Here is a 19,952-nt window from a genome sequence, read left to right on the forward strand (position 1 = left end):
GGAGAGCAGACTCTAGAAGTAGATTTTTATAAAAGAATTAATTGCTGCTTGGGTCGTTTTGCCCAAACTCATTCAAGACGGCCATGACGCTGGCCTGGTCCGCGCACAGAAAGACCACCGTGTCATTGGGGTTCATGGAGAACAGAACGTCCTCCACTTCCTGCGGGGCATCTTCGGGCTGGGCAATGGCCATCACGTGCACATCGCCACCGGCTTCGAATTGCTCGGGCGGAACAATATGGGCGACCGCATCCAGATCAGGCTCGCTGATGGCCAGATAGGCCCAGACCTTGTGCTCCTCTTCCAAGGTGATCTCAAGCACATAGGCCGAGTCAGTCTGCTCGATGATTTGGCTTTGAATTTGCATAATGAAATGAGTGTGTCAGCTAAAAGACAAGGTAGCGGTAACGGGTGCGTGATCCGAGGGCTGTTCATTGGCGCGCGGTTCGCGGTCAATATCGCAGGCCGCGCAACGGGCCTTGAGCGCGTCGGACAGCAGGGCGTGGTCAATACGCAGCCCGGCATCGCGGCGGAAGGCAAAACGACGATAGTCCCACCAGGTAAAGGGGCTGCCGCTTTGCTCAAACAGGCGGTAGGCATCGTGCAGGCCCAGTGCCAGCAAACGCTCGAACGCGACGCGCTCGGGCGGAGATACCAGAACATCGACTCCCCACTTGACCGGGTCGTAAACGTCCTGGTCGGCTGGGGCAATATTATAGTCGCCCAGAATGGCCAGACGGGGATACTGCTGCAATTCTTTTTCCAGCCAGTCGTGCAAGGCAGCAAACCATTCCAGCTTGTAGGTGTACTTTTCGCTTTCCAGCGATTGCCCGTTGGGGCAGTAGGCACAGATCACACGCACCGGGCCGTCAGGCGAGGGGTAAGTGGCGGCCAGCAAACGCTGCTGTGGGTCTTCGTAGTTGGGTAGATTGCGTTGCACATCCGCACCAGGCTCACGCGAAATCAGGGCCACGCCGTTATAGGTTTTCTGACCCGCCCAGTGAGCGTGATAACCCATTTCCTGAAAAGCCTCCAAGGGAAAACGCTCGTCGGGCAGTTTGAGCTCTTGCAGACACAGTACGTCTACGGGGTTGGCCTTGAGCCAGTCCAGAACTTGGGGAAGACGGACGTTCAGAGAGTTCACGTTCCAGGTGGTGAGTTTCATGGTGTCAGACAATCTCGGTAAATCAGAGAAAGCCGCTTGTACAGGGCTTTGTCGATAAAAGTAGTGCAGAGGCGGCCATCAGCGTGTTGGAAACGGGCAGGATGGCGCTTAGCGTGCGCGAATGTCGCCATCATATCAGCGCTAGCCAGGGACTGGTTTTAAAGCCAGCGCCACCGACAGGATGAAAATGGCCGATGAGCCGGGGCTTTGTTCTAGGTCGTAGTGAAAAACAGACATTTTCAGACAATAAATTTGTCCTCAAACCATCTGCATGTAACAGCCGCAAAGTCAGGCGGCAAGACCCAAAGCGCGCTTGGGGCAGATTGATGTTTTTAGGGCACGAAAAAGAGGGTTTTTTGCGCAGATCACGTGCCTGCTTGTGTTAAATTGCAGGCCAAGTTGGAACGGTGGGCCAAAACCGATGAAAGGGCTTGGCCACAGCGCGTAGTACAAGGATTTGATATGCAGGAAAAGGGAATAAAAAAATCGCCGTAATGGCGACTTTTTCTGTGTGATCAAAACCGGAAAGAAAGCCAGTTTTGTCTGTCTTGAATGCAAGCAAGATGGAGGCGTGTGCTGGAATCGAACCAACCTGAACGGATTTGCAGTCCGTCACATAGCCAATCTGTCACCACGCCTTTTGTTTTGTCCTGGGACATGTAGAATTATGCCCAAGGACGTAGGGAAAAGCAAGTGTCACATGACGGGACGTGAAACACGGTACGATCTGCTGCGCAAAAGCGACTGACGTCCCTCCCTTTTTTTGCCGCCCCTGCGGCACTCCCTTGTATTAAGGACATGGCATGCAATATCAATTCCCCATTGTGATCATCGATGAGGATTTTCGTTCTGAAAATGCGTCTGGTCTGAGCATTCGTGTATTAGCAGATGCGATCGAGGCCGAAGGCTTCGAGGTGTTGGGAACCACCAGTTATGGCGATCTGAGTCAATTTGCCCAGCAGCAAAGTCGTGCCAGCGCGTTTATTTTGTCCATCGATGATGAGGAGTTCACGCAAGATGGAGACAGTGCCCCGGCGCTGGTGAATCTGCGTGCCTTTATTCGGGCTGTGCGTCGTCGCAATACCGATGTACCTATTTATGTGTATGGCGAGACCAAAACGGCTCGTCATATGCCAAACGATATCTTGCGCGAGCTGCAAGGCGTCATTCACATGTTCGAGGACACGCCCGAGTTCGTGGCGCGTCACATCGTGCGTGAAGCGCGCAGCTACGTGGAAGGCGTCAAGCCACCGTTTTTGAAAGCCTTGCTCGATTACGCCGAGGACGGTTCATATTCCTGGCACTGTCCGGGCCACTCCGGCGGCGTAGCCTTTCTGAAAAGCCCGGTCGGGCAGATCTTCCACCAGTTCTTTGGTGAGAACATGCTGCGTGCCGACGTGTGTAATGCCGTCGAAGAGCTGGGCCAGCTACTGGATCACAACGGGGCCATTGGCGCCAGCGAACGCAATGCTGCGCGTATTTTCAATGCTGACCACTGCTTTTTCGTGACCAACGGCACCAGCACCAGCAACAAGATTGTCTGGCATCACGCTGTGGCTCCGGGCGATGTGGTGGTCGTGGATCGCAACTGCCACAAATCCATCCTGCACAGCATCGTGATGACCGGTGCCATTCCCGTGTTCCTGCGTCCTACGCGCAACCACTTCGGGATTATTGGCCCGATTGCACGCAGCGAATTTGATGTCGAAACCATTCGTGAGAAGATCCGCAAGCACCCCTTGCTCTCGCATCTGGACGCCGATACGGTCAAGCCACGCGTGCTGACGCTGACTCAGTCCACTTATGACGGCATTATTTACGACACCCAGGTGATCAAGAACGCCGTGGACGGGTATGTGGAAGTGCTGCATTTTGACGAGGCCTGGATTCCGCACGCCGCTTTCCACCCGTTCTACGGTCAGTTCCATGCCATGGGCAAGAACCGTCCGCGTCCACAAGAAACCATGGTGTTCTCCACCCAGTCCACGCACAAGCTGCTGGCTGGCTTGAGCCAGGCCAGCCACGTGCTGGCGCAGGACTCGGTAACACGCAGCCTGGACCGTCATTTGTTCAATGAAGCCTATCTGATGCACACCAGTACCAGCCCGCAGTACGCGATTATCGCGTCCTGCGATGTGGCCGCTGCCATGATGGAGCCACCCGGTGGCCGTGTGCTGGTTGAAGAAAGCATTATTGAAGCGCTGGACTTTCGCCGCGCCATGCGCAAGGTCGAGTCGCAGTTTGACGAGGACGACTGGTGGTTCAAGGTCTGGGGCCCGCCCACCCTGGCAGAAGACGGTGTGGGCAAGCCGGAAGACTGGATTATTACGGACGATGTTGAACACAGCGAGTGGCACGGCTTTGGCCCGCTGGCGGATGGTTTCAATATGCTGGATCCGATCAAGGCGACCATTGTCACTCCCGGTCTGGATCTGAAGGGCACGTTTGGTGAAACCGGGATTCCGGCTTCCATCGTGACCAAGTTCCTGGCGCAGCGTGGCGTGATTGTGGAGAAGATTGGTCTGTACAGCTTCTTCATCATGTTTACTATCGGCATTACCAAAGGCCGCTGGAACTCCCTGGTGACGGCGCTGCAGCAGTTCAAGGACGATTACGACCGCAACCTGCCCGTCTGGCGTGTTCTGCCGCAGTTTGCGCGTCAGTATCCTTGCTACGAGGAAATGGGCTTGCGGGATTTGTGCCAGCACGTGCACCAGCTGTACGCCAAGCACGACATTGCCCGCCTGATGACCGATATGTACCTGTCGGATGTGGTGCCTGTCATGCGTCCGGCTGATGCTTTTGCCTGCATTGCGCAGCGTCGTACGGAACGGGTGGAGATTGACCAACTGGAAGGTCGCGTGACGACCAATCTGATCACGCCTTACCCTCCCGGTATTCCGCTCTTGATTCCTGGCGAAGCCTTTAACAAGACGATTGTGGATTTCCTGAAGTTCTCGCGTGAACTGCATCGCCAGTGTCCTGGCTTTGGTACGGATATCCACGGTTTTGTGGAAGAGGTGGATGCCTCCGGTCAGAAGCGTTACTACGTGGACTGCGTGGCACAGTAAAGCAGTTTGCTATCCAAGGCCGGGGCAGGGAGTCGGCCTTGGGATAGAGCAGGAAAGCAAGCGGCCTGGTGATGGAGCTTCAGGGTTCTGGAAAATTTCCAGACGTGAAGTGTCTTTCATCAGGCCCGTTTTTTATGGGCCGCTTATTTGCGACGAACGCTTGTGACACGTTCTTGTTGCAGCGTTTCGCTACAGGCTTTGAGCCGTGTGTAAAGCACATTCCAGCAGCCGCGAAGTCAGGGCTTGAGGATCCCGGTCTGCCCGCAAGATCGCCACAACCCGGCGTTGCAGGGCAGGTTGCTCGATCGGGTACTTATACAGATTGTGCTCCTGCAACAAGCTGTCGGGGATACGGCTGGGCAAGATACAGTCCCCCAATCCTGAAGCCACCAGCCGTAACATGGCATCTATGGTTTCAACTTCCGCCACAAATTCCGGATGCAGGCCGCTGCTGTGAATCATGCGGCGCAGGGCGTAGTGGGGCGGAAAGCCGATCAGGCGCAAGGCCTGGTGGCTCAAGTCAGCGTCGGGAGCAAGCTCCTGTCGCGCGGAGATGCGGCACATTTGGTCATCAAACAAAGTGTGCGAGACCAGCCCGCCACAGTCGACCGCCGAGTCGTACACAAAACCCACATCGGCCTTGCCACTTTCCACCAATGCGACCACCTCGGGCGAGCTGCGTCCTAGCAAGGACAAATTCACGCCGGGATGAGAGCCCATGAAAGAGGCGGCTACATCGGACATGAAGTAGTAGCTCAAGGTGTGTACGGTGGCGAGCCTTACCGTGCCTGAATTGACGCCGTGATCCTGACGTACAGCACGGATGGCACTGTCAATGCGGCTATAAGCGGGCTCTATGGACTGGCGTAGCAGTTCGCCAGCGTCATTCAGGCTGACCCCACGGCCGGTACGCGTAAATAGGGTCTGGCCCAGAGTGTGTTCCAGCGCGCTTAATTGTTTGCTCAGGCTGGATTGGCTTTGTCCCAAGTCATCCGCTGCTTTGCTGACAGAGCCCAGTTGAGCGATACGCAGAAAGCAGCGCAATGAACGATCCAGATTGTCGGTAGGGCGGAAATCGTGCATGCCATTGTCTCTTTATTGTTGTGCTGAAACTTGTAAAAAGTCAGTTTTAAAAGGGGGCTTGAATTCGTCGGGCGGGTGAAAGATTTGGATTGGTTATTGGGATCTGAATTGTCTATGAAAAACGCCGTTTCAGATTTTCTTTATTTTGTTCTAACGTCGCTTAATTTGCTCCCATAATGTCTGCATATTATGGAGGAAATTGATTTGTGGTCTAATCATTGATATAATAAAGAAATCGGGGCGCTAAGGGCAGTGCCCCCTGGCGATATTGAGCAGGAGTTATTCGTGAGCAAATCGAAACCAGTACGTCGTAAACAAGTCTTTGAGGTTGAGCCCCTGAATTGGGTGGCTCCCAAGAAAGCTGTTGTGGAAACCGATCAGGAAGCCAAAGTGGACGCGTCCAGCGACCAGGCTCAGGACAACTAAGTTCTGACTGTAGGTGTAAAAAGCGCAAGCCATGTTGCTTGCGCTTTTTTTATGCCTGTTCGTTTTGCATCAAGACCAGCGGCGATGGGCTTGGGTCGGGGGCAGATGTCCTTGCTCCAGCAGCTGCAGGCTGGCCTCTTCAAAGCGGTTCCAGGTGGCCAGCGCCAGTTGTGAGCCTGTGCTGACACGGCGCACGCCAATGGCGGCCAAATCAGGTACGTTCAGTCCCGGATGAATCAGCAGCACATTCACGGGCGTAGGTGCCAGAGCCTGGACAAGGTGGGCAATATCGTCCAGTTCACGCACGCCGGGGGCGTAAACCACATCGGCACCGGCCTGGGCAAAGGCTTGCAGCCGGGCGATGGTTTGTTCCAGGTTCAGTGCGTCAATCAGCATGCCTTCGCTGCGTCCTATTAACAGCACGTCCTCGCCACTGTCGAGAATCGCTTGTTTGGCAGCCTGTATGCGGGCCACGGCCAGCTCCAGTTCGTACAGCTTGTCCCCATGGCGATCCTCAATGGACAAGCCTGCAATGCCGGTGTCAATAGCCAGGCGGACGTTTTCGGCGACCTGTTCCGGCTTGTCGGCAAAGCCGTTTTCAAAGTCGGCATTCAGTGGCAAATCCGTGCTGGCGGCCAGTTCTCGTAAATGCGCCAGTAGCGCATCCCGGCCCACCTCAAAATCTTCCAGCCCGTTTGACCAGGCAAACGCAGCGCTGCTGCTGGCAATCGCCTGGGCACCCAGCCGTTCAAGGCGCTTGGCCCCGCCTATATCCCAAGGGTTGGGCAAAATCAGTAGGCCGCTTTCATGCAAAGCTCGAAAACGGCGACGTTTTTCCTGTGTGCTGATAGTCATGTGGAGCTCCCGAGAATAAAAAACGCAAACCGAAGTTTGCGTTTTGATGCCTGGCCACGTTTTATTTTTTCTTGGCTTTCTTGCGGATCACCAGTACGGGGATTTCCGAGTAGGTCAGGACGTGCTGTGTTTCGCTGCCCAAAAGCAGGCGCTTGTAGCCCTTGCGGCCATGCGAGGACATGACGATCAGGTCAGCTTTCTGTTTTTCAGCGGTAGAAATAATGGCATCGGCTACCAGTTCCGATTTCACCACCAGGCCCTTGACCGAAACGCCAATGTCTTTCCCAGCTTGCTTGACGGCAGCCAATTCGGATTGCGCGTGTTCTACCCAGGAGGCTTCGATACGGCTGTCGAGCTTCTGATCAATAATGGGGCCGCCCTCCAGGTAGCTTTGGCGATAGCGCGGAATGACGCGCAGGGCCAGCAATTTGGCGCCGCTGGTCTTGGCCAGGTTCAGGGCATGGGTGACAGCGTGGGCGGACAGTTCTGAGCCGTCGGTGCATACCAGGATACGCTCGTACATGAGGGGGGATCCTATAAAAGGGTTATCAAGAACGTGTCTTGTGGGTAAGGTATCAAACCATACTGCGAATTACGGTCTTTGTGTCTGCTTTATGGTTTTCCATGGCAGCCGTGTATATTCGAGTGGACGTTTTTGTCAGCTTGGCTTTTTTATGCTGGTCATCATATCCCACTGGGATTGAGGGAGATTCATATGAAAGAAGTGGTTGTAGTCCAGGCATGCCGTACCGCGATTGGTGATTTTGGTGGTGGACTGAAGAATGTGTCGCCAATCGAAATGGGAGCCACGGTATTGCGCGCGGTACTGGACAGAAGTGGCGTATCGGCGGCAGACGTTCAGCATGTAGTGATGGGGCAGGTTATTCAAACCGAGCCACGCGACATGTACTTGTCGCGTGTGGCTTCGGTGCAGGCGGGCGTGGGGCACGGAACACCGGCCATGAACGTGAACCGTTTGTGCGGTTCTGGTCTGCAAGCCATTGTGTCGGCCGCGCAGGGCATTCTGGTCGGTGATGCCAAGGTGGCTTTGGCGGGCGGCGCAGAAAGCATGAGCCGTGCGCCTTATATGTCCAGCGCTCATCGCTGGGGTGCCCGCATGGGGGACTCGGTCATGATGGATATGATGACTGGCGCGCTGACTGATCCTTTCGATCGTGTTCATATGGGCATTACAGCCGAAAACGTGGCGCGCCAATATGGCGTGACCCGTGCCGACCAGGACGAGCTGGCACTGGAATCGCACCAGCGCGCCCGTCGTGCGATTGAGCAAGGCTACTTTAAAGAGCAGATCGTGCCCATCATCCAGAAAAGCCGTAAGGGCGAGATCGTGTTTAATCAGGACGAGCACGTCCGTCTGGATGCCACGATGGAGAACTTTACTGGCCTGAAACCTGTGTTCCTACCCGAAGGTGGCAGCGTGACGGCGGGCAACGCCTCTGGCCTGAATGACGGTGCTGCTGCAGTCTTGCTGATGTGCGCGGAAGAGGCGCGTCAACGGGGTCTGAAGCCGTTGGCCAAGCTGGTGTCCTGGGGACATGCCGGTGTGGACCCGAGCATTATGGGTATTGGTCCTGTGCCGGCCAGCCGTCTGGCGTTGGAGCGTGCTGGTTTGAGCGTGTCGGATCTGGATGTGATCGAGTCCAATGAGGCTTTTGCCGCTCAGGCTTGCGCGGTCGTGCGTGAACTGGGTCTGGACCCGGCACGTGTGAACCCCAACGGTAGCGGCATCAGCCTGGGCCATCCCATCGGGGCGACCGGCGCGGCCATTACCGTCAAGGCTTTGCATGAATTGCAGCGCGTTCAAGGACGTTACGCGCTGGTCACTATGTGTATTGGTGGCGGGCAGGGGATTGCGGCTATTTTTGAGCGCCCTTGAGCCTTGCGGATAGGCCGTCTCTAACGTTTGTTTAGAGGGCAAGAAAGCCGGAAGTGGTGTCAAACCACTTCCGGTTTTTTTTCCCGGCATATACAAGTAAGTCTTATGAAAACGCGGTCTTGATTATTTGTTTTTGTTGCGACTCGTAAGCATCCGGCCAAAAGCATCGAATTGTTATAAAAATAAAGCGTGGCTTTCGTCGCTAGGCATGAAGCGCTTGTTTTCTCTGCTCAGATTAAAAGGAGATTCGTATGCAAGAAGTCGTCCTGGTGCAGGCGTGTCGTACCGCTTTTGGCAACTTCGGCGGCGCCTTACGGAGTGTCCCACCTGTTGAGATGGGGGCTGCGGTCATGCAAGAAGTGTTGGGCAGAAGCGGAGTATCTGCCTTGGCAGTGGAGCAGGTGGTGATGGGGCAGGTGGTGCTGACTGAGCCCCAGGATATCTATTTGGCGCGGGCGGCCTCCATGAAAGCGGGAGTGGCTCATGAGGCGGTTGCCATGAGCGTGAACCGTTTGTGTACATCAGGCTTGCAGGCCATTATTTCGGCAGCGCAAGCGATTGCATTGGGTGAGGCCAGCGTGGCCTTGGCTGGCGGTGTGGAAAGCACCAGTCGAATGCCGTATATGGCGACAAGCCAGCGCTGGGGCAGCCGCATGGGCAATGTGGCCTTGGTCGATGTTTTGTCGGAAATTTTCATCAGCCCTTTGACTGGGGAGCATGTGGGGGTGACGGGGGAGAATGTCGCCAGAAGGTACGGTGTGTCTCGTTGTGAACAGGATCAACTGGCCCTGGAGTCGCACCGTCGAGCGGTTCGTGCCATTGAAAACGGCTACTTTAAAGAGCAGATCGTCACTATGGTGGCCCACGATGGGAGCGTCTTCGAGCAGGATGAGCGTGTTCGGCAGGATGGCAGTCTGGAGCAGCAGGCCGACTTGAAGCCTATTTTCCAGAGCGACGGGGGAACGGTGACGGCCGGTAATATCCTGGGCTTGGCCGATGGGGCGGCAGTGGTGCTGATGATGGAAGAGGGGCAGGCACACCGTCAGGGTTTGAAGCCCATGGGCAAGCTGCGCTCATGGGCGCATGCGGGCGTGGATCCACAATTTGCGGGCATGGGGCCTGTGCCGTCGACTCGCCTGGCGCTCAAGCGAGCAGGACTGACGGTCGCTGATATTGACGTGATCGAGTCCAATGAAGCGTTTGCGGCGCAGGTGTGCGCCGTTGCCCGGGAACTGGATTTTGATCCGGAGCGTGTCAACCCGAATGGCGGCAGTATCAGTATGGGCCATCCCTTGGGGGCGACAGGGGCTGCACTGGTGGTCAAGGCTTTGCACGAGTTGCAGCGCATCCAGGGCCGGTATGCTCTGGTGACCATGTGTCATGGCGGTAGCGAGGGAGTGACCATGATTATCGAACGTCAGTGAGCCGTTCTCACCAAGTGATCGCTGTTATGATGGCGCCTTGCTAAAAAACGCCGGAAGTGGCGCAATGCCGCCTTCCGGCGCTGTTTTCTCTGTCTTCAGGTGATATCCGGGTTCAGGATTGGATGGGGTGCCGCTTGGCACCTGTTTGAACCGGGGTGCCTGACTGATTTGCAAGGAAGATTTTCATGGCTGGTGAGCAGGGGGACGATAGTCCTACGTTGTCGGAAAGCGAAGGGATCCGTTATCTGCACTTTGGAACGGAGTGGATTCAAGGTGCCATGCGTATTCGCAAGCCCGCTGAATTGGTCTTGGCCTACACACAGCAAATGATGGCCTGGCTGCTGTTCATGGAGGATCCTAAACCTGAGCACAAGCTGGCTATTCTGGGTCTGGGGGCGGGTTCCTTGCTGCGCTTCTGTTTGAAGCAGACCAGCAGCCAGGTGCAGACGGTAGAGTGGAACCCGTCGGTCATTGGCATGTGCAATGCCTTTTTTCGTCTGCCGCGCAGCCCGCGCTCCCTGATTGATCAGGCTGATGCCGGCGTTTGGGTGCAAGACAGCGATCAGCACAGCCAGTATCGCGCCTTGATGGTGGACTTGTATGATGCCCAGGCCGAGGGCCCGGTGCGTGACAGCCTGGAGTTCTACCAGGACTGCCGAGCGGTTCTGGATGATGAAGGCATCATGACCGTCAATCTTTTTGGCGCCCATCCCAGCTTCAAACATAATATTGACAACATTCGTGAGGCCTTTAATGGCAAAGTATTGCTCTTGCCCGAAATGGACGAGGGCAATCAGGTGGTTCTGGCTTTCAAGGGCTGCACGCTGGAGATGACGGCCGGAGAGCTGCTGAGTCGGGCCGAGCAGGTGCAGGCCGATTATGGTTTGCCGGCTACACGTTGGGCCAGGGAGCTGCTGTCGTTCCGCCGTCAGATGCAGGACCAGTAAAGTGGCGGGGCAGGGATTACCTGAAGGGTCAAAGTCCTGCTGTTCGCGTTAGACTTAACACCTAAAATTTTCGTTTTTTTGCATCTAAGGAGTATTGGATGAAACTGATCAGATCGGTGCATCAGGTGGCGGCCGCTTTGGCTTGTGTGGGATTGATGTCGGGCGCTGCAGTTCATGCGCAATCTGTATCGGTATCGTCGATTGTGGAACATCCGGCCTTGGACGCCATTAAGGATGGGGTACACAAAGCACTGACCGATGCCGGTTACAACGAAGCTTCGGGCTTCAAATGGCAGTTTCAGACCGCGCAGGGCAACCCTGCGATTGCAGCCCAGATCGCGCGCAAGTTCGTTGGCGACAAGGCTGACGTGATTGTGGCTATCTCCACTCCTTCGGCTCAGGCTGTGGTCTCGGCTACCAAGACCATTCCTGTGGTGTATTCGGCAGTGACTGACCCTGTGGTGGCGCACCTGGTGCCCAGCATGGCTCCGTCCGGCACCAACGTGACGGGTGTGTCCGATGCCCTGGCACTGGAAGCCCAGGTAGACCTGATCAAGAAAGTCGTCCCCGATGCCAAGCGCGTGGGTATGGTTTACAACCCCGGTGAAGCCAACTCCGCCGTGGTCGTCAAGGAAATGAAAGAATTGCTGCCCAAGCACGGTATGACGCTGGTGGAAGCCACCGCGCCTCGTACCGTGGACGTGGGTGCAGCCGCTCGTAGTCTGGTGGGCAAGGTCGATGTGATCTACACCAATACCGACAACAACGTGGTGTCGGCTTACGAGTCTTTGGTTAAAGTGGGCGTGGACGCCAAAGTGCCTCTGATCGCTTCGGACACCGACAGCGTGGCCCGTGGTGCGATCGCGGCTTTGGGCGTGAACTACTACAACCTGGGTCTGCAAACCGGTCAACAGGTCATCCGTATTCTGAAGGGCGAAAAACCCGGCGATATGGCCTCCGAGACCAGCAGCAATCTGGAACTGTATGTCAATCCGGGCGCTGCCAAGCGCCAAGGCGTGTCGCTTAACGAGGACTTCGTGAAGTCCGCTACAAAAATCGTCGAATAAGCCTGAGCTGACTGCTTCTTGCAGGTGGGTTGCCACAAGCTGCCCGCCTGTTTCTTTTGTATCCTAGACGTCCAACAATATGTCTATTTATTCAATGTGGGGGGCCCTGGAGATTGGTCTGATTTTCGGACTGGTTGCTCTGGGTGTTCTGATTTCCTTTCGCATCTTGCGATTCCCTGACCTGACGGTCGATGGCAGTTTTCCTTTGGGTGGGGCGGTTGCCGCCATCCTGATCAGCCAGGGCAATGACCCTTTTCTGGCGACCGTCGTGGCCACCTTTGCAGGCGCCATTGCCGGCACCATTACCGGCTGGTTGAACGTACGCCTGAAAATCATGGATCTGCTGGCCAGTATCCTGATGATGATTGCCTTGTATTCCATCAATTTGCGCATCATGGGTCGCCCCAATGTGCCCTTGATCATGGAACCGACGGTCTTCACGATTCTGCAGCCTGAATCCATCGCTGACTATATTGCCCGTCCTTTGCTGCTGATCGGTTTGGTGATCATTGCCAAGCTGGCGCTGGACTGGTTCTTTGGGACGCAAACGGGTCTGGCCATGCGTGCTACTGGTGCCAATGCGCGCATGGCGCGTGCGCAAGGCGTGGCCACCGGAAATATGCTCTTGCTGGGCATGGCGATTTCCAATGCGCTGGTTGCATTGGCCGGCGCCTTGTTTGCTCAGTCGCAGGGTGGGGCGGATATTTCCATGGGTATCGGGACCATCGTGATTGGTCTGGCTGCCGTGATTGTGGGTGAAAGCATCTTGCCCGCCCGCAAACTGTTCTACGCCACCTTGGCCGTGGTGCTGGGCGCGATTCTGTACCGCTTCTTTATTGCTTTGGCCCTGAATGCCGATGTCATCGGTCTGAAAGCCCAGGACCTGAACCTGGTCACCGCTTTGTTGGTAACCGTGGCGCTGGTGATTCCATTGCTCAAGAAAAAGCGTGCTCGTAAACAGAAGGGGGCCCAGTAATGTTGGAAGCAAAAAACCTGTGCCTGACCTTTAACCCAGGCACGCCTATTGAAACCCGTGCCTTGCGCGGGCTGTCCTTGACTATTCCCGAAGGGCAGTTTGTGACCGTGATCGGTTCGAACGGCGCGGGCAAGTCCACCTTTCTGAATGCGATCTCGGGCGACCAGTCTGTCGACGATGGTCAAATCATGATCGACAACGTGGATGTGACTCGTCGCCCGGTTTGGGAGCGTGCCAACTGGGTGGCGCGTGTGTTTCAGGATCCGATGGCCGGGACCTGTGAAGATCTGACCATTGAAGAGAATATGGCGCTGGCCACTTGCCGTGGCAGCCGCCGCGGTCTGAGCCGTGCCGTGCGTCACTCCATGCGTGCTGAATTTGCGGAGCGTCTGGAAACCTTGGGCCTGGGTCTGGAAAACCGTCTGACAGACCGTATTGGTTTGTTGTCGGGGGGCCAGCGTCAGGCTGTCAGCTTGCTGATGGCCGCCCTGCGTCCTTCCAAGATCTTGCTGCTGGACGAACATACGGCTGCGCTGGACCCGCGTACGGCTGACTTTGTTTTGCAATTGACTAACCGTATTGTGCGTGAAGGTGGCCTGACTACCATGATGGTGACGCACAGCATGCGCCAGGCGCTGGATGTAGGTGATCGTACGGTGATGCTGCACCAGGGCAAGGTTGTACTGGATGTCAGCGGCGAGCAGCGCCAGGGTCTGGATGTGCGTGATTTGCTGGAGATGTTCGAGCGGGTGCGGGGTGAAACACTAGCCGACGATAGTTTATTGCTAGGTTAGAAAGCACTATTCCGGATCTGGAAAACCGCGTCAACTCTAGGGGTTAAACGCGGTTTTTTTATACTCAAAAAACCCTAGGTATATGATAATACGTGTTCTTTTGACGTGGGCTGACGACGGGGCAAGTGCAAGGGGGTAGCTGGCTAATCGTAGTCGCCAAACGATTGCAAGATAAGAATGAGTCTCATCGCAAATTTTGCTGTTTGATTTGGGCTTTTTCGACATATACTTGCTGCTTGTCCAAACCATACAATCCAGTCAGTTTAAGCGTTAAACTCCCATGCAACGCTTAGCTCAGGAGTTCTTCATGTCATTTCAAAGCTTGCTGGGTCGGCAGACTTTTCGCATTGCTGCCTTCTCTTCCTTGGTTCTTCTGGCCGCTTGCGGCAACAAAGAGCCTCAAGCTCCGGCCGGCGGGATGAAGGTCCCGGTCAGTGTGATTACCGTCCAACCGACCTCTACCGAGTTGTTCTCCGAGCTGCCTGGACGAGTCGAAGCTATTAAAGATGCACAAATCCGCGCCCGTGTTTCCGGGATTGTGGAAGAGATCAACTTTGAGCAGGGCGCTGATGTCAAACAAGACCAGCTCTTGTTTACCATTGACCCGGCTCCGTACCGCGCAGTTCGCAATCAGGCTGCCGCCCAGCTGAAAAATGCCCAGGCCGACGCGCAAAGCGCCAAGCAATTGGCCCAGCGTTACGAGCGCCTGATCAAGGAAAATGCGGTTTCCCGCCAGGATTACGATAACGCCAAGGCCCGCGCCATGCAGGCGGATGCCGCCATTGCGGCTGCGCAAGCAACCTTGGACAGCGCCAATATCGATTTGGGCTACACCAAGATTGTGTCGCCCGTATCGGGCCGTATCGGCAAGTCTCTGGTTACTGAAGGGGCCCTGGTCTCTGCCGCCAACGCCACCCATATGGCCACCGTGCAGCAACTGGACCGTGTCTATATTGACGTGACACGTTCCACTGCTGAACTGACGCAGCTGCGTCGCGCCATGGCCGATGGCACCTTGAAGTCGGCTGGTGAAGGCCAGGCCAAAGCCAAGGCCGTTCTGGAAGATGGTTCCCTGTACGATCAGGATGGCGCTTTGCTGTTTAGCGGTGTCAGCGTGGATCCCTCCACCTCGCAAGTAACCTTGCGTGCCGTGTTCCCGAACCCCGACGAAATCCTCTTGCCCGGCATGTACGTACGCGTACGTCTGGAACAAGGCGTTATTCCGGATGCCTTGCTGGTGCCCGCCCAAGCTGTTCAGTACACCTCGGATGGTGCTTCCAACATTTATGTAGTTCGTGAAGAAAAAGCCCAGTCCGTACCTGTCGTGTTGGGACCTGAGAGCGATGGTCAGTATGTGGTCAACAAAGGCTTGCAAGCCGGCGACCAGATCATTGTCGAAGGCTTCCAGAAGATTCGTCCCGGTGCCCCTGTCCAGACGATGCCTTGGAAGGGCGACAAGTCAGCCGCTGCACCTGCTCCTGATGCGGCCCCCGCACAGGAACCGGCCGCCGCTGCTGAGCCAAACGAAGCCAAGTCTAGCGAGTAAGCGACATGCCTCAGTTTTTTATTGAAAGGCCCATTTTTGCATGGGTCGTTGCCTTGGCGATCACGCTATTTGGCTTATTGGCCTTGCCCAATATGCCTGTAGCGCAGTATCCCGATGTGGCACCACCTTCGGTCACCATCCGGGCGACCTACCCAGGTGCGACGGCGGAAGACGTCGCCAGTACGGTAGCCAGTGTGATCGAAGATCAGCTGAACGGTGCCAAAGGCCTGCTGTACTACGAGTCCGTCAGTGACTCCTACGGCTCGACCGAAATCACTGCTACTTTCCGTCCTGGTACCAATCCTGACATGGCTCAGGTGGACGTCCAGAACCGGGTCAGCAACATTACCGCGTCCTTGCCGACAGCGGTGATGGAGCAGGGCCTGCACGTGGAGCAGTCCAGTACCGGCTTTCTGCAAGTGGTGACCTTGTCCTCCACGGACGGCAGCCTGGATCAGACAGCTTTGGCCGACTACATTGAACGCAATATCAAGAACACGATTTCCCGTGTTCCTGGTGTGGCTCGCTTCCAGCTGTTTGCAGCCGGTCGCGCCATGCGTGTGTGGCTGGACCCTGCCAAGCTGGTCGGCTACCAGATGAGCCCGGCAGATGTGACCAACGCGATTCGTCAGCAAAACATGCTGGTGTCCGCCGGTATTCTGGGTGGCCCACCTAATCAGGACAGCCAGCGTGTGGCCGCTCCGATTACGGTGAACGGTCAGCTGGCAACGGTGGAAGAGTTTGAGAACATCATTCTGCGCTCGCAGGCTGATGGTTCGACCGTGCGTATTAAAGACGTCGCTCGTGTGGAAGTGGGGGCGGACAACTACCAGTTTGGTGCTCGTCTGAACAGCAAGCCGACAGCGGCTTTTGCTATCTCCTTGCTGCCCGAAGCGAACGCGCTGGATACCGCCGCAGCGATTAAAGTCGAAATGGAGAAGTTGGCCGAGTTCTTCCCGGAAAACATCCGCTACGACATTCCTTACGACACCTCGCCCTACGTGGACAAGTCCATCACCCAGGTGGTTTACACCTTGCTGGAGGCCATGGTGCTGGTGTTCATCGTGATGTACGTGTTCCTGCAAAACGTGCGCTACACCCTGATCCCTGCACTGGTGGTGCCGGTGGCTATCTTGGGGGCGTTCGCGGTGATGCAGGTGCTGGGCATGTCCGTGAACGTGCTGACCATGTTCGCGATGGTGCTGGCCATTGGTATTTTGGTGGACGACGCGATCGTGGTGGTGGAGAACGTCGAACGTATCATGGTGGAAGACGGGCTCTCGCCTAAGGAAGCGACCAAGAAAGCCATGCCGCAAATTAGTGGCGCTATTGTGGGTATTACGCTGGTGCTGTCGGCCGTGTTCTTGCCCCTGGCATTCATGGCCGGTTCGGTGGGTGTGATTTACCGTCAGTTCTCGGTGGCCATGGCTGTGTCGATTGCCTTCTCCGGCTTTTTGGCACTGACCTTTACACCTGCCTTGTGCGCGACTTTGTTGAAACCTATTCCCAAGGGCCATCACGAAACCAAGCGTGGCTTCTTTGGCTGGTTCAACCGTGTCTTTACGCGTACCACCAACGGCTACGAAAGCTTTATTGGCAAGACCTTGCGTCGTGGCGGTCGGATGATGTTCATCTACCTGATCATGGTGCTGGTGCTGGGTTTCCTGTACATGCGCATGCCAACCGCGTTCTTGCCCGAGGAAGATCAGGGCTACGTGATTGCCAACATCGAACTGCCTGCCGGTTCGACGGCCAACCGCACGATTGAAACCATCTCCAAGGTAGAGGACTACTTCAAAGAGCAGCCTCAGGTTGAAAACATCATTGCCGTGCAAGGTTTCAGCTTTAACGGTAGTGGTTTGAACTCGGCTATTGCCTTTGTGCCCTTGAAAGACTTCAACGAACGTAAAGGCGAGGAAAACTCGGCTCAAGCCATTTCCGGCAAGGCCATGGGCCAACTGCTGTTCGGTTTGCCCGACTCCATGGTGATCGCGATTGTGCCACCCGCTATTTCTGCTCTGGGTAACTCCTCGGGTATTGATATGCGTCTGGAAGACCGCGGCGGCATGGGTCACGATGCCCTGATGGCAGCCGCGGATCAGTTGCTGGCCCTGGCCAAGGCAAGCCCTGTGTTTGATCCACAGAGTGTGCGTATCACGGGCTTGGGACCTGGCAAACAGATCCGTCTGGAAATTGACCGAGACAAGGCGGCTGCCCTGGGTGTGAACTTCAGCGAAGCCTCTGCCTTGATCAGTGGCGCCCTGGGCTCGTCTTTTGTGGGTAAATTCACCAACCAGGGACGTGTGCAAAGTGTCTGGGTACAAGCTGATGCGCCGTACCGCATGACCATCGACGATGTGCTCAAGCTCAACGCTCGCAACAGCGAAGGCAAGATGGTTCCGCTGTCGGCCTTTGTCAGCCAGACGACCGAACAAGGTCCGGTACAGATCGTGCGCTACAACAGCTACGAGTCTGTCCGTATCGGTGGTGGCCCCGCTCCAGGCTATACCTCGGGTGAAGCCATGATCGAGATGGAAAACCTGATGAAGCAGTTGCCTAGCGGCTTTGGTGTGGACTGGACAGGTCTGTCTTATCAAGAGCGTCAGGCCGCAGGCCAGTCCGCTATCTTGATGGGCTTGGCGGTTCTGGTGGTGTTCATGCTGCTGGCTGCCTTGTACGAAAGCTGGGCGATTCCTCTGTCCGTGATGCTGGCCGTACCGCTGGGTATGCTGGGTTCGGTCTTGCTGGTCTCCGGTCTGGGTATGCCTAACGACGTGTACTTCCAGGTGGGTATCGTGACGGTGATCGGTCTGTCAGCGAAGAACGCGATTCTGATTGTGGAGTTTGCCAAGGATGCCTACGCACGTGGCGCCACCTTGGTCGATGCCACTCTGGAAGCTGCCCGCCTGCGTTTCCGTCCTATCTTGATGACCTCCTTCGCCTTTGTGCTGGGTGTGGTGCCTCTGGCCACCTCGACCGGTGCGGGTGCTGCCAGCCAGAACGCTGTGGGTCTGGGCGTGCTGGGTGGTATGTTGGCCGCAACGCCGTTGGCTGTCTTGATGGTGCCGACCTTCTTTGTCGTAATCCTCAAGCTCTTTAAAACTAAACCCCGTCTGTTTGGCGAAGCCGCTAAATTGCACGAGGAAGAACAGGCCAAACAAGCTGCACAGCCGGCCGGTTCGCAAGGAGGACAGCACTGATGTCTAGCATGTTTTTACGTAGTCCCCTGGTGCTGGCCGTGGCGTTTGCCTTGTCGGCTTGCTCCTTGGCACCGAAGTACGAGCGTCCTGATTCCCCCGTGCCTGCGCAATTCCCTCTGGCCCAGCAGGGCCAGGCGGATGCGGCACAGGCTGCTGATCTGGGCTGGCGTGAATTCTTTACCGATCCGCGTCTGCATGCCCTGATCGAACAGGCCCTGGAAAACAACCGTGACCTGCGTATTGCCACCCAGCGCATCGAGGAAGCTCGTGCCCAGTATGGCGTGGCCCGCAGTGATCAGTTGCCCAGCATTGGTGTGCAGGCGGCCGAGCAGGCCACCCACACACCCGCTGAACTGCGTCCTGGTGGTCCAAATTCGGCCCCGGTAACCCGTACGTTCCAGGCCGGTGTCGGTATTACTGCTTTTGAGCTGGACTTCTTTGGTCGAGTGCGTGATCTGGCCCGTGCCGCTCAAGAACAGTACTTTGCCACCGAGCAGGCCCAGCGTACTGCCCACATCGCCCTGGTGGCGGGCACGGCTGAAGCCTACTTCAAGGTGCGTACTGCAGAAGAGCTGCATGCTTTGATGAGCAATACCTTGCGCAGTCGTCAGGAAACACTGCGTCTGGTGCAGTCCTCTTACGATGCCGGTACCGTGTCTGCGCTGGACCTGAACCAGGCCAAGGTGCAATACAACACTGTGCGTTCCGATATGCAGGCTGTCGAGCGTGACCGTCAGCGTGCACTGAATGCCTTGCAGGTCTTGCTGGGACGTGAAATCCCCACAGATCTGCCAGCAGGCTTGCCGTTTACCCGTGCGCAGCTGATGCCTAGCTTGCCCGTGGGGCTGTCGGCAGAACTGCTGGAGCGTCGTCCTGATATTGTGGCGGCCGAGCACGTCTTGCGCGGCTCTAACTACAGCATCGGTGCGGCACGCGCTGCGTTCTTCCCGCGTCTGAGCCTGACCGGCCTGCTGGGCTTCATGAGCCCCGAGCTGGGTGGTCTGTTCAGTTCGGGTAACCGTTACTGGCAGTTCCAGCCGCAAATTACCATGCCGCTGCTCTCGGGCAGCACCTGGGCCAATCTGGATCTGGCCGAGGCTCGTCGTGACATTGCGATCAGCCAGTATGAAAAAACCATTCAGGAAGCCTTCCGCGAAGTGGCTGATGCTCTGGCGGGCGAAGCCACCTACGGTCAGCAGATCGACGCCTTGCAAGAGGTTGATCAGGCAGCCAGCGAAAGCTTGCGTTTGGCCAAGCTGCGTTACGAAGTGGGTATAGACAGCTTCCTGCAGGTGCAAACGGCTGAAGTCAGCCTGTACGGTACGCGTCAAGCCTACATTCAGACTGGCTTGGCATCCCTGATGAACCGGGTCGAGTTGTACAAGGCTTTGGGTGGCGGCTGGACAGCTGAAACCGTCAAGCCTGAAACAAAGACCCAGGCCACTGGGACAGCACCGGAGTAAACAGGCGATAATACGTCTGGTCATTCATCCCTGAAACT

General features: G+C 56.3%; 16 protein-coding genes and 1 tRNA gene. 11 read left to right on the forward strand and 6 right to left on the reverse strand.

Going from position 1 to position 19,952, the window contains the following annotated elements; genetic code table 11:
- Positions 1-37 precede the first annotated feature (37 nt).
- The 3 genes from Q9R35_RS03785 to Q9R35_RS03795 form a co-directional block, all read right to left on the reverse strand.
- Complete coding sequence (locus tag Q9R35_RS03785) at positions 38-367, reverse strand: hypothetical protein (protein ID WP_026483320.1); 330 nt, start codon at positions 365-367, stop codon at positions 38-40.
- 15 nt (positions 368-382) lie between these two features.
- On the reverse strand, positions 383-1,165 hold the full coding sequence (xth, locus tag Q9R35_RS03790; protein WP_311219357.1) for an exodeoxyribonuclease III: 783 nt from the start codon (positions 1,163-1,165) through the stop codon (positions 383-385).
- 564 nt (positions 1,166-1,729) lie between these two features.
- A tRNA-Cys gene (locus tag Q9R35_RS03795) sits at positions 1,730-1,803 on the reverse strand.
- A gap of 165 nt (positions 1,804-1,968) precedes the next feature.
- Here Q9R35_RS03795 and Q9R35_RS03800 point away from each other — a divergent pair.
- Positions 1,969-4,236 carry an arginine/lysine/ornithine decarboxylase gene (locus Q9R35_RS03800; protein ID WP_042480898.1) on the forward strand — a complete coding sequence of 756 codons (2,268 nt, stop codon included), beginning with the start codon at positions 1,969-1,971 and terminating at the stop codon, positions 4,234-4,236.
- Between the two features lie 189 nt (positions 4,237-4,425).
- On the opposite strand, the gene Q9R35_RS03805 is transcribed toward Q9R35_RS03800, so the two are convergent.
- Positions 4,426-5,319 carry a LysR family transcriptional regulator gene (locus tag Q9R35_RS03805; RefSeq protein ID WP_063690420.1) on the reverse strand — a complete coding sequence of 298 codons (894 nt, stop codon included), beginning with the start codon at positions 5,317-5,319 and terminating at the stop codon, positions 4,426-4,428.
- Between the two features lie 285 nt (positions 5,320-5,604).
- On the opposite strand from Q9R35_RS03805, the gene Q9R35_RS03810 reads away from it, so the two are divergent.
- Positions 5,605-5,745, forward strand: coding sequence for a hypothetical protein (locus Q9R35_RS03810; RefSeq protein ID WP_155274655.1), 141 nt, complete (start codon positions 5,605-5,607; stop codon positions 5,743-5,745).
- A gap of 69 nt (positions 5,746-5,814) precedes the next feature.
- Here the strand turns inward: Q9R35_RS03810 and Q9R35_RS03815 are convergent, their stop codons facing one another.
- Positions 5,815-6,600, reverse strand: a complete 786-nt coding sequence (locus Q9R35_RS03815) for an isocitrate lyase/phosphoenolpyruvate mutase family protein (RefSeq protein ID WP_063690418.1) — start codon at positions 6,598-6,600, stop codon at positions 5,815-5,817.
- Between the two features lie 61 nt (positions 6,601-6,661).
- Positions 6,662-7,123: a universal stress protein gene (locus Q9R35_RS03820; RefSeq protein ID WP_009457090.1), complete on the reverse strand. Its 462-nt coding sequence runs from the start codon at positions 7,121-7,123 to the stop codon at positions 6,662-6,664.
- A 192-nt stretch (positions 7,124-7,315) separates the two neighbouring features.
- Here Q9R35_RS03820 and Q9R35_RS03825 point away from each other — a divergent pair, with 192 nt between their 5' ends.
- From Q9R35_RS03825 to Q9R35_RS03865, 9 genes are all read left to right on the forward strand, one after another.
- A complete protein-coding gene (locus Q9R35_RS03825) occupies positions 7,316-8,497 on the forward strand; it encodes an acetyl-CoA C-acyltransferase family protein (RefSeq protein WP_311219358.1) in 1,182 nt (393 codons plus the stop codon).
- A gap of 251 nt (positions 8,498-8,748) precedes the next feature.
- The gene (locus Q9R35_RS03830) at positions 8,749-9,921 is read left to right on the forward strand and encodes an acetyl-CoA C-acyltransferase (protein WP_311219359.1); all 1,173 of its coding nucleotides are present in this window, start codon (positions 8,749-8,751) and stop codon (positions 9,919-9,921) included.
- 185 nt (positions 9,922-10,106) lie between these two features.
- On the forward strand, positions 10,107-10,868 hold the full coding sequence (locus Q9R35_RS03835) for a spermidine synthase (RefSeq protein WP_311219360.1): 762 nt from the start codon (positions 10,107-10,109) through the stop codon (positions 10,866-10,868).
- 98 nt (positions 10,869-10,966) lie between these two features.
- The gene (locus tag Q9R35_RS03840; protein WP_009457081.1) at positions 10,967-11,935 is read left to right on the forward strand and encodes an ABC transporter substrate-binding protein; all 969 of its coding nucleotides are present in this window, start codon (positions 10,967-10,969) and stop codon (positions 11,933-11,935) included.
- 79 nt (positions 11,936-12,014) lie between these two features.
- A complete protein-coding gene (locus Q9R35_RS03845) occupies positions 12,015-12,911 on the forward strand; it encodes an ABC transporter permease (RefSeq protein WP_026483313.1) in 897 nt (298 codons plus the stop codon).
- Entirely contained in the window at positions 12,911-13,705 is a 795-nt protein-coding gene (locus Q9R35_RS03850; protein WP_042480884.1) for an ABC transporter ATP-binding protein, read from the forward strand. The genes Q9R35_RS03845 and Q9R35_RS03850 overlap by 1 nt, the downstream gene beginning before the upstream one ends.
- Positions 13,706-14,012: 307 nt before the next feature.
- Positions 14,013-15,251 carry an efflux RND transporter periplasmic adaptor subunit gene (locus tag Q9R35_RS03855; protein WP_042480881.1) on the forward strand — a complete coding sequence of 413 codons (1,239 nt, stop codon included), beginning with the start codon at positions 14,013-14,015 and terminating at the stop codon, positions 15,249-15,251.
- A gap of 5 nt (positions 15,252-15,256) precedes the next feature.
- A complete protein-coding gene (locus Q9R35_RS03860; protein WP_311219361.1) occupies positions 15,257-18,451 on the forward strand; it encodes an efflux RND transporter permease subunit in 3,195 nt (1,064 codons plus the stop codon).
- Positions 18,451-19,914, forward strand: a complete 1,464-nt coding sequence (locus Q9R35_RS03865) for an efflux transporter outer membrane subunit (protein WP_197314173.1) — start codon at positions 18,451-18,453, stop codon at positions 19,912-19,914. Before Q9R35_RS03860 ends, Q9R35_RS03865 begins: the two co-directional genes overlap by 1 nt.
- Positions 19,915-19,952: the final 38 nt, after the last annotated feature.

The organism is Alcaligenes sp. AB3 (assembly GCF_031844565.1).
Taxonomy (GTDB): domain Bacteria; phylum Pseudomonadota; class Gammaproteobacteria; order Burkholderiales; family Burkholderiaceae_B; genus Alcaligenes; species Alcaligenes faecalis.